Genomic DNA, 8,165 nt, shown 5'->3' with positions numbered 1-8,165 from the left:
CCAAGGCGCTCGACGGCGGCACTTGCCCGGGGGTCGTCGTCGAGCCTTTTGTGGTTGGCCGGGCAAGGTGTGCTGTCGCCACCTTCTTTGAAACTCAAAGCCCCTGCGACACACGCGAGGTGCGGCGTGTCCGCTGGATGCTGAAGTCAAAGTGGGTGGTGGCGGCACGCCCCACAGGTGCCAGCCACACAAAAGGGCTCGACGGCGACACTTGCCCGGGGGTCGTCGTCGAGCCTTTTGTGGTTGGCCGGGCAAGGTGTGCTGTCGCCACCTTCTTTGAAGCCCAAATCCCTGCGACACACGCGAGGTGCGGCGTGTCCGCTGGATGCTGAAGTCAAAGTGGGTGGTGGCGGCACGCCCCACAGGTGCCAGCCACACAAGGCGCTCGACGGCGACACTTGCCCGGGGGGTCGTCGTCGAGCCTTTTGTGGTTGGCCGGGCAGCTGTGCTGTCGCCACCTTCTTTGAAGCCCAATGCCCTGCGACACACGCGAGGTGCGGCGTGTCCGCTGGATGCTGAAGTCAAAGTGGGTGGTGGCGGCACGCCCCACAGGTGCCAGCCACACAAAAGCGGGCCCCTGCCGTGACCTTGGCAGGGACCCGCTGACTTTGGAGTGATCCTCCCGCGGGGGCTTAGGGCATCTCGCGGGAGGATCACATTGTTACGCGAACGGGAGGACGAGCTCCGCGTAGCGCTGCTTCATGGTTTCCAGGACGGTATCGCCGTCGGCGTCCCAGATTTCCTGGTTGAAGATCTCAACTTCGATGTCGCCCTTGTAGCCGGCGTCCCTGACCCAGGTGCCGATGGTCGCGAAGTCGATGACGCCGTCGCCCATCATGCCGCGGGACAACAGCGCGTCCGCAGCGATCGGGAGGTTGAAGTCGCACACCTGGTAGGAGGCAATGCGGTTCTCGCGTCCGGCACGTTCGATCTGCGCCTTCAGCTCCGGGTCCCACCACACGTGGAAGGTGTCGACGGCGACGCCGACGGCCTTCGCGTCGTACGGCGCGGCGAGATCCAATGCCTGGCCAAGGGTGGAGATGAGTGCACGGTCAGCCGCGTACATCGGGTGCAGGGGTTCCAGCACCAAACGGACGCCGTTTTCGGAGGCGAACGGCACAAGTTCCTCAAGCCGGTCGGCGACGCGCTGGCGGGCAGCGACGACGTCCTTCTCACCGGGAGCGAGCCCGCCGACCACCAGGAACAACTCCTGCGTGTCCAGGGCAACTGCTTCGCGGACAGCCTCGAAGTTGTCCGCCAGTGCGGCCGCCTGCCCCTCAGCATCGGCTGCGGTCAGGAATCCGCCGCGGCACAACGAGGATACGCGGAGGCCGGCGTCCTTGATGAGCTTGGCTGCCTTGTCCAAGCCGGCCTCAGCCACGCGGTCACGCCACGGGCCGATCGCGGGGATGCCGGCGCGGGCGCAACCGTCCACGGCTTCGGCCAGGGTCCACTTCTTGGTGGTGGCGCTGTTCAGCGAGAGTCGCGAGAAATCCGTGCTCATGCGCCCACCCCGTTGATCCGGAGGAAGTCTGACATGCGGAACGCAGCCAGCGAAGGATCCTTCAGCAAACCGGCCTGGTCGGCCAGTTCGAAGGTCTTGGCCAGGTGCAGGACCGAACGGCCCGAGTGCAGGCCGCCCACCATTTGGAAACCGGGCTGCTTGCCGTTGAGCCAGGACATGAACGCGATGCCGGTCTTGTAGTAGAACGTGGGGGCGCTGAAGATGTGCTTTCCGAGCTCGCGGGTGGAGTCCAGGATGGCGCGCCCTTCAGCACCTTGGCCGGCGTCGTACTTCTGCAAGGCAACCGAAGCGGCAGGGTAGATGGCGGCGAAGATGCCCAGCAGGGCGTCCGAATGGTGCGTTTCGTCGCCGTCGATCAGTTCCGGGTAGTTGAAGTCGTCGCCGGTGTACAAGCGCACACCGGAAGGCAGTGCAGCGCGGAGGGCGACTTCATGGGAAGCATCCAGCAGCGACACCTTGACGCCGTCAACCTTGTCCGAGTGCTCGCGGATCAGGCTGAGGAACGTTTCGGTGGCAACAGAGACGTCGTCGGAGCCCCAGTAGCCGGCCAGGGCGGGATCGAACATAGTGCCGAGCCAGTGCAGGATGACCGGCTGATCGACTTCCTGGAGCAGTGTCGAGTAGACGTGCAGGTAGTCGTCGGCGCCGTTCGCAACCTTGGCCAGCGCACGGGACGCCATGAGGATGACCTTGGGGCCAGCTTCACTGACGACCGCGATCTGCTCGCGGTAGGCGTCGATGACGGCCTGGATGCCGGCAGCGCCCTCGGGAAGTGCAGCGATGTCCAGCTGGTCCGTTCCCGCGCCGCAGGAAACGAGGTCGCGGACCGACTTGCCGGCCGTTGCCGCGTTGCTGCCAGCCACCACGGAGGCGGCCTCGGCACCAGTGCGCTTGATGAGCTGCTGGGTCGCGGCCCAGTCCAAGCCCATGCCACGCTGAGCTGTATCCATGGCGTCAGCCACACCCAAGCCGTAGGACCACAGTTCGTGCCGGTAGGCCAGGGTGGCGTCCCAGTCGAGCTGCGCCGGAGCGCCGGGGGTGTTGTCCGCAGCCACCTCGGGGATGACGTGCGCAGCGGCGTAGGCGCGGCGGGCAGTCAGCGGGGCTGTTGGCTTGACCCACGCAGTGGCGGGCTGAAGGCGGTACTCGCGGGTGCCGGCGTGTTCTGTAGGAAGAATCAGTGACGTCATTAGAGGGTGATCTCCGGGATGTCGATGGTGCGGCGCTCAGCCGAGGACTGCAGGCCAAGCTCGGCCAGCTGTACCCCGCGGGCGGCGGAAAGCAGGCCGAAGCGGTGCTCGCGGCCGGCGACGACGTCGCGCAGGAATTCTTCCCACTGCAGCTTGAAACCGTTGTCCAGTTCGGCGTTGGCGGGGACTTCCTGCCACTGGCTGCGGAAGGACTCGGTGACGGGCAGGTCCGGGTTCCAGACGGGCTTGGGGGTGTGGGCGCGCTGCTGCGCAACGCACTTGTTCAAACCGGCGACGGCGGAACCGTGCGTGCCGTCGATCTGGAACTCAACGAGTTCGTCGCGGTAGACGCGAACGGCCCAGGAGGAGTTGATCTGGCCGATGACGTCGTCGCCGCCCGGGGTAACGAGTTCGAAGATGCCGTAGGAGGCGTCGTCAGCGGTTGCCTTGTATTCCTTGCCGGCTTCGTCCCAACGTGCGGGGATGTGCGTGGCGGTCTTGGCGTTGACGCTCTTGACCTTGCCGATGATGCCTTCAAGGACGTAGTTCCAGTGGCAGAACATATCGGTGGTCATTCCGCCGCCGTCTTCCTTGCGGTAGTTCCAGGACGGGCGCTGTGCAGCCTGGACGTCGCCTTCGAAGACCCAGTAGCCGAATTCGCCACGGATGGAGAGGATGCGGCCGAAGAAGCCTTCGTCCACCAGGCGGCGGAGCTTGACCAGGCCGGGGAGGTACAGCTTGTCGTGCACGACGCCAGCGGTGACGCCGGACTCCTTGCCGATCTGGGCGAGCTCGATTGCTTCTTCCAGGGTTTCGGCCGTGGGCTTCTCGGTGAAGATGTGCTTACCGGCGCGCATTGCCTTTTTCAGGGTGGCGGCGCGGAGGCTGGTCATGGAAGCGTCAAAGACGATGTCCACGGTGGGGTCGGCGATGACCGCGTCCAGGTCGGTGGACCATTCGGAGACCTTGTGGAGTTCGGCAAGCTCGCGGATCTTGGCTTCGTTGCGGCCAACCAGGATCGGTTCAACCTGGACCTTGGTGCCGTCTTCAAGGGTGAAGCCGCCAGCGTCGCGGATGGGGAGGATGGACCGCAGCAGGTGCTGGCGGTAACCCATACGGCCGGTGATGCCGTTCATGGCGATGCGGATCGTCTTTGTTTCGAAGCCCATGTTTTCTCCAGTGCCTTGTGTGCCGGTCGATGACGCCGGTGCTTGCTGATTTCATGTGGGAAAGCGCATTCCCGCTGCAATCGATCATGCACTATGACGCGCCGGGTTGGCAAGCGCTTTCCTGAAACTTGTGGAAGACTGCCATAATTTCCTTAGCGCCAGTCCCGACGCTTCCAGAAAAGGAGGGCCCCGTGGCCGCCAGCACGCTCAGTGAAGTTGCCCGTTTGGCCGGGGTCTCCCTGGCCACGGCGTCCCGAGTCCTGAACGGCTCATCCCGGAAGCCGGCCGAGGACATTGCGGAACGCGTCCGGGAGGCCGCCGACAAGCTCGGCTATGTTCCCAACGCGCAGGCGCAGGCGCTCGCGAAGTCCAGCTCGGGCTTGATCGGCTTGATCGTCCATGACATCGCTGACCCCTACTTCTCCGCCATCGCCCGCGGTGTCCAGGAAGCGGCCCGCCAGCAGAACCGCATGGTGTTGCTGGCCAGCACTTCCGGTGCGCCGCACGATGAGCGCGAGGCTGTGGCAGCGTTCGCGGCACGCCGCGCTGATTCAATAGTGATCGCGGGTTCGCGTTCGGCGCGTACCGAGGACCGGCAGGGCAACACCGAGCTCGCTGCAGAATTGGACCGCTATTGCCGCAACGGCGGGCATGTTGGAGTGGTCGGCCACCCGATTGTGGACGCCTCCACCACGGACGGCTACCAGGTGGTCAAGGTTCCCAATGAGGAACTCGCGGCTGGATTGGCTGCGGAATTGGCGGCGGCGCACCACGAAGCTTTCCTGATCGTGGCGGGCCCGGAAGGCCTGTTCACCTCGGATGACCGCGTCCGCGGTTTCCAGCGCGGACTGGCCGACGCCGGCCGCCCCGCAGCCGAAGTCATCAGCACCGGATTCAACCGGGCGGGCGGGTACGAGGCCGGACTTGCACTCGCGGACCGGATCAAGGCTTCCGCGGAGCGGCTCTGTATTTTCGCTGTCAACGACGTCATGGCCATTGGCGTGACGGCCGCACTGCGGTCCCAGGGCGTGTGGATTCCCCGGGATGCCACCATTGCAGGCTTTGACGACATTGAGACCCTCCGCGACTTCAGGCCTGCCCTGTCCACGGTGCACCTGCCGCTGGAAGACATCGGCCGGCTGGCTGCCGGGGATCCGGACACGCCTCCCGTCAGTGGCGCGGTCAGGCTCCGCCGCAGCACGGAACTGCCCGCTGGCTAGTCCTCGCCGAGGGTGATGGTGTGCAGGAACTCGGCGTCGTTGATTACGTTGCCTGGAAGGTCGTCCTCCACAAACTCCAGCATGATGTCCATATCCTTGCCGTTGCCGCGCAGGATGTCGGAGACGGATTGCCATAGCAGCTTCCGGTTCCGCAAAGGAAAGCGCTCGGCTTCCGGTCCCCAGGAGAAGCAATGCACGCCCACGACGTGCGGCAGGACTTCGTGCAGCGATTCGATCGCCTGCTGGTCGGAAAGTCCGACGGCGGGCTGCCAGTAAGTGCCGACGTTGGAGTGGCCCACGCGGCGCAGGAGCTCCAAGGTTGTTGCGGGGGAGTCCGTGAGGGTGTTGCCGTGATATTCGAAAGCGATGGCGATTCCCCGCTCGGCCGCGAGGTCCGCAATCCGCTGCGTGTCCTTGACTACGGCATCCCAATGGTCCTGGTCGGCCGCTGCGGAACCCAGTTCCCCGGCCCACACCCGGATCCTCGGAGCGCCTAGGTCGGTGGCGAGGTCCAGTGCTCGGCCGAAGTCTCCAAACGCGCCGCATCGGTAGTACGAACCAAGCGACAAGACGGTGAGTCCAGCGGCTTCTGTGGCTTCCTTGGCGTGGGCTGCGGATGCTGCATCACTGACATGGACGTCGGTACCCCACTCGATGCCGGCAAGGCCCGCCTCAGAGGAAATCCGGACAACATCGCCAATCCCGCTGGAGCGGAGGGTGACGGAGCAAATTCCAGGCGTGAGGTCAGCCAATGTGGTGAGGTCGATCATGCTTTACAGACTACCGGGAATGCGCTTACCCAGATAGGGGGTATCGCCTGTTGAACAAGCCCTCGCACTGGGTGGGCGTACTACTGCACCGAGTCAGGCCTCGGAAGAGCTGATTATCGAGTGTGTCGTGCCGCGCTTCCGAACCTCGCGCAGCACTATCTGCTCGGGGCAGACGGTGGAGAGGAAGTCGCCGACTGAAAGGGCGAGGCGCTCACCTGCAAGTGAGTACAAGATGCGATTTGCGTCGCGGCGTTCCGTGACCAGGCCGGCCTGGCGCAACACGCTCAAGTGGCGCGAAATGGTGGGGCCCGTGGCGTTGAACCTCGAAGCGATCTCGCCGGCGGCCAGCTCACCGTCCTTCAGGTCCTGCAGAATCTGCCGCCTCGTAGGGTGCGCGAGTGCGGCAAAGATGTCTGATGCTGTATCTGCCATGTTTGCAATATAGCACAATTGCTATATACAGTTTAGCTTCATTGCTAATAAGCGAAGGAGCAAGATAATGCGTGTAGCTATCACCGGCGGTGCAGGCTTTGTGGGACGTCACCTCGCAGAGCGGCTCAGCAGCGAGGACACTGTCATCATCTCCAGGCGGACGGGAGTGCCGATCAACGATGAGGATGCCCTAGCGGCCGCATTCGCTGGCTGCGACGTGGTGGCTCATTGTGCCGGGATTAATCGGGAGATCGGTGATCAGACCTTCGAACGTGTACATGTCGACGGCACCCGCGCTGTCATAGAGGCGGCCCGAAGGGCGGGCGTCCAGCGGATCGTCATGTTGAGCTTCCTCAGGGCAAGGCCGGACTGCGGTTCGGCCTATCACGAGACCAAATGGGCTGCTGAGGAACTCTTGCGTCAGTCCGGCATCGCCCACACGATCCTCAAGGCGGGGATGATCTACGGTCCGGGCGACCATATGGTGGACCACGTGACCCGCGCGGTGCGAACTTTTCCGATTTTCGCGACGGTCGGATTTCGGGAACGGACGGTCCGTCCGGTCCCGGTCGAGGAGGCCGTCCATGCGTTGCTTGGGGCCCTTGAGGGTCGCGTTCCCGGGTCGACAGTCGCCTTGGTCGGAGCCGAAGAGCTTGAGCTCGGAGTGGCTGTCCGCAGGATCGCCCATGTGGCAGATGGGAAGCCTCTGTATTTTCGCGCCCCGGTGTGGGCCATTCGGGCGTTGGCGCAGCTGACGGAGTGGACGATGGTAGTGCCGCTCGTCGCGAAAGCTCAAGCACAGATGCTCGCTGAGGGGGTTAGTGAGCCTGAGCCGTTTGCGCCTGGGCTTCCCGAAGGACTCCGTCCGGTGCTTGCTTTCGATGATGAACGCATCCGGGCTGCTCTACCCGATGGGCGTTTCGTCCTCGAGGACCTCCGGGTTGTCGGGTGGTGGACCAGTCGGCGTCGCCACAATGAGTCGGGCGGGCCCAGCCACTAAGTCGACTTGCTCAGCGTCCTGCCCATGATGGCCTGGGTCAGGGCATCGATGACCTCGGCGTTGGCCAGGGGATTGCGGATGAGGGTGAAATCGACGTCTCCCACCGGCGGCAGCCCGAACCTCTGGGTGATGACCTTCAGGTCCTCGGGAACCAGCGACGCCGGCATCACGGCTACGCCGATGCCCGCCCGGACCGCGGCGAGCACCCCGCTGATCTGTTTGGTGCTGCACGTGATCCGCCAGGTCCGACCCTCGGCTTCCAAAGCGTCGATGGCCAGTTTCCGGCTGAGGCTGGGCGCCGGGTAGGCAATGAGCGGAACGGGTGCCCCGGGCTCCAGTACCGTTTGCTCCACGCCGACCCAAGCGAAGTTGTCGTGCCGGACCACGGTTCCTTCCTTTGCTCCCGCCACCCATTTCACGAACACCAGGTCCAGTTGTCCCGCGTTGAGTCGCTTGTACAACTGGTCGCTTTGGCTGACCGTGAGCTCCAGGTTGATCTGCGGATACAGCTGGCGGAATTCGCGCAGGATCCGGGGCAACCCCGTGATGGCGAGATCGTCCGCCGTGCCAAACCTAAGGCGGCCCCGCATGGCGGAACCGGAGAAATAGCGGGCGGCGGAGTCATGGGCGGCCAGGATGTTCCGTGCAAAACCGGCCATCGCGTCTCCATTATCGGTCAGCCGCACTTCGCGGGTATCGCGCGCCACGAGGACCCTCTTTGCCGCGGCCTCCAGCTTGCGGACGTGCTGGCTGACGGTGGGCTGCGCGAGTCCAAGACGTTCCGCGGCCTTGGTGAAACTCAGGGTTTCCGCGACGGCCAGGAACGAGCGGAGCTGGACAGGTTCGAACACGGAACTCC

At 64.5% G+C, this 8,165-nt stretch carries 8 protein-coding genes; 2 read left to right on the top strand and 6 right to left on the bottom strand.

Translation table 11 applies throughout. The annotated features are described in order from the left end of the window. Positions 1-661: 661 nt before the first annotated feature. From ACFRJ9_RS03950 to ACFRJ9_RS03940, 3 genes are read right to left on the bottom strand one after another with little or no spacing between them, the layout of a single operon-like run. Entirely contained in the window at positions 662-1,504 is an 843-nt protein-coding gene (locus tag ACFRJ9_RS03950; protein WP_377664645.1) for a sugar phosphate isomerase/epimerase family protein, read from the bottom strand. Continuing rightward, on the bottom strand, positions 1,501-2,715 hold the full coding sequence (locus ACFRJ9_RS03945; RefSeq protein WP_377664643.1) for a dihydrodipicolinate synthase family protein: 1,215 nt from the start codon (positions 2,713-2,715) through the stop codon (positions 1,501-1,503). Before ACFRJ9_RS03945 ends, ACFRJ9_RS03950 begins: the two co-directional genes overlap by 4 nt. Then, positions 2,715-3,884 carry a Gfo/Idh/MocA family protein gene (locus tag ACFRJ9_RS03940; RefSeq protein WP_377664641.1) on the bottom strand — a complete coding sequence of 390 codons (1,170 nt, stop codon included), beginning with the start codon at positions 3,882-3,884 and terminating at the stop codon, positions 2,715-2,717. Before ACFRJ9_RS03940 ends, ACFRJ9_RS03945 begins: the two co-directional genes overlap by 1 nt. A gap of 191 nt (positions 3,885-4,075) precedes the next feature. Between ACFRJ9_RS03940 and ACFRJ9_RS03935 the strand changes: the two genes are divergently transcribed. Further along, positions 4,076-5,104 carry a LacI family DNA-binding transcriptional regulator gene (locus tag ACFRJ9_RS03935; RefSeq protein WP_377664639.1) on the top strand — a complete coding sequence of 343 codons (1,029 nt, stop codon included), beginning with the start codon at positions 4,076-4,078 and terminating at the stop codon, positions 5,102-5,104. Here ACFRJ9_RS03935 and ACFRJ9_RS03930 read toward each other — a convergent pair. Further along, positions 5,101-5,874, bottom strand: a complete 774-nt coding sequence (locus tag ACFRJ9_RS03930; RefSeq protein ID WP_377664637.1) for a sugar phosphate isomerase/epimerase family protein — start codon at positions 5,872-5,874, stop codon at positions 5,101-5,103. The two genes, ACFRJ9_RS03935 and ACFRJ9_RS03930, sit on opposite strands and share 4 nt — an antisense overlap. 93 nt (positions 5,875-5,967) lie before the next feature. Continuing rightward, a complete protein-coding gene (locus ACFRJ9_RS03925) occupies positions 5,968-6,306 on the bottom strand; it encodes a metalloregulator ArsR/SmtB family transcription factor (protein WP_377664635.1) in 339 nt (112 codons plus the stop codon). Between the two features lie 67 nt (positions 6,307-6,373). Between ACFRJ9_RS03925 and ACFRJ9_RS03920 the strand changes: the two genes are divergently transcribed. After that, entirely contained in the window at positions 6,374-7,306 is a 933-nt protein-coding gene (locus tag ACFRJ9_RS03920; RefSeq protein ID WP_377664633.1) for an NAD-dependent epimerase/dehydratase family protein, read from the top strand. On the opposite strand, the gene ACFRJ9_RS03915 is transcribed toward ACFRJ9_RS03920, so the two are convergent. Then, the gene (locus ACFRJ9_RS03915; protein WP_377664631.1) at positions 7,303-8,157 is read right to left on the bottom strand and encodes a LysR substrate-binding domain-containing protein; all 855 of its coding nucleotides are present in this window, start codon (positions 8,155-8,157) and stop codon (positions 7,303-7,305) included. The genes ACFRJ9_RS03920 and ACFRJ9_RS03915 overlap by 4 nt on opposite strands. Positions 8,158-8,165: the final 8 nt, after the last annotated feature.

It is taken from the genome of Paenarthrobacter sp. NPDC056912, assembly GCF_042786555.1.
Lineage (GTDB): Bacteria > Actinomycetota > Actinomycetes > Actinomycetales > Micrococcaceae > Arthrobacter.
This window is presented reverse-complemented; position numbering and strand designations above follow the sequence as displayed.

What these genes read in the sequence shown, in the direction of transcription:
- ACFRJ9_RS03940 (WP_377664641.1), bottom strand. Translation starts at nt 3,884, where the DNA reads ATGGGCTTCGAAACAAAGACGATCCGCATCGCCATGAACGGCATCACC.
- ACFRJ9_RS03945 (WP_377664643.1), bottom strand. Translation starts at nt 2,715, where the DNA reads ATGACGTCACTGATTCTTCCTACAGAACACGCCGGCACCCGCGAGTAC.
- ACFRJ9_RS03950 (WP_377664645.1), bottom strand. Translation starts at nt 1,504, where the DNA reads ATGAGCACGGATTTCTCGCGACTCTCGCTGAACAGCGCCACCACCAAG.
- ACFRJ9_RS03930 (WP_377664637.1), bottom strand. Translation starts at nt 5,874, where the DNA reads ATGATCGACCTCACCACATTGGCTGACCTCACGCCTGGAATTTGCTCC.
- ACFRJ9_RS03925 (WP_377664635.1), bottom strand. Translation starts at nt 6,306, where the DNA reads ATGGCAGATACAGCATCAGACATCTTTGCCGCACTCGCGCACCCTACG.
- ACFRJ9_RS03920 (WP_377664633.1), top strand. Translation starts at nt 6,374, where the DNA reads ATGCGTGTAGCTATCACCGGCGGTGCAGGCTTTGTGGGACGTCACCTC.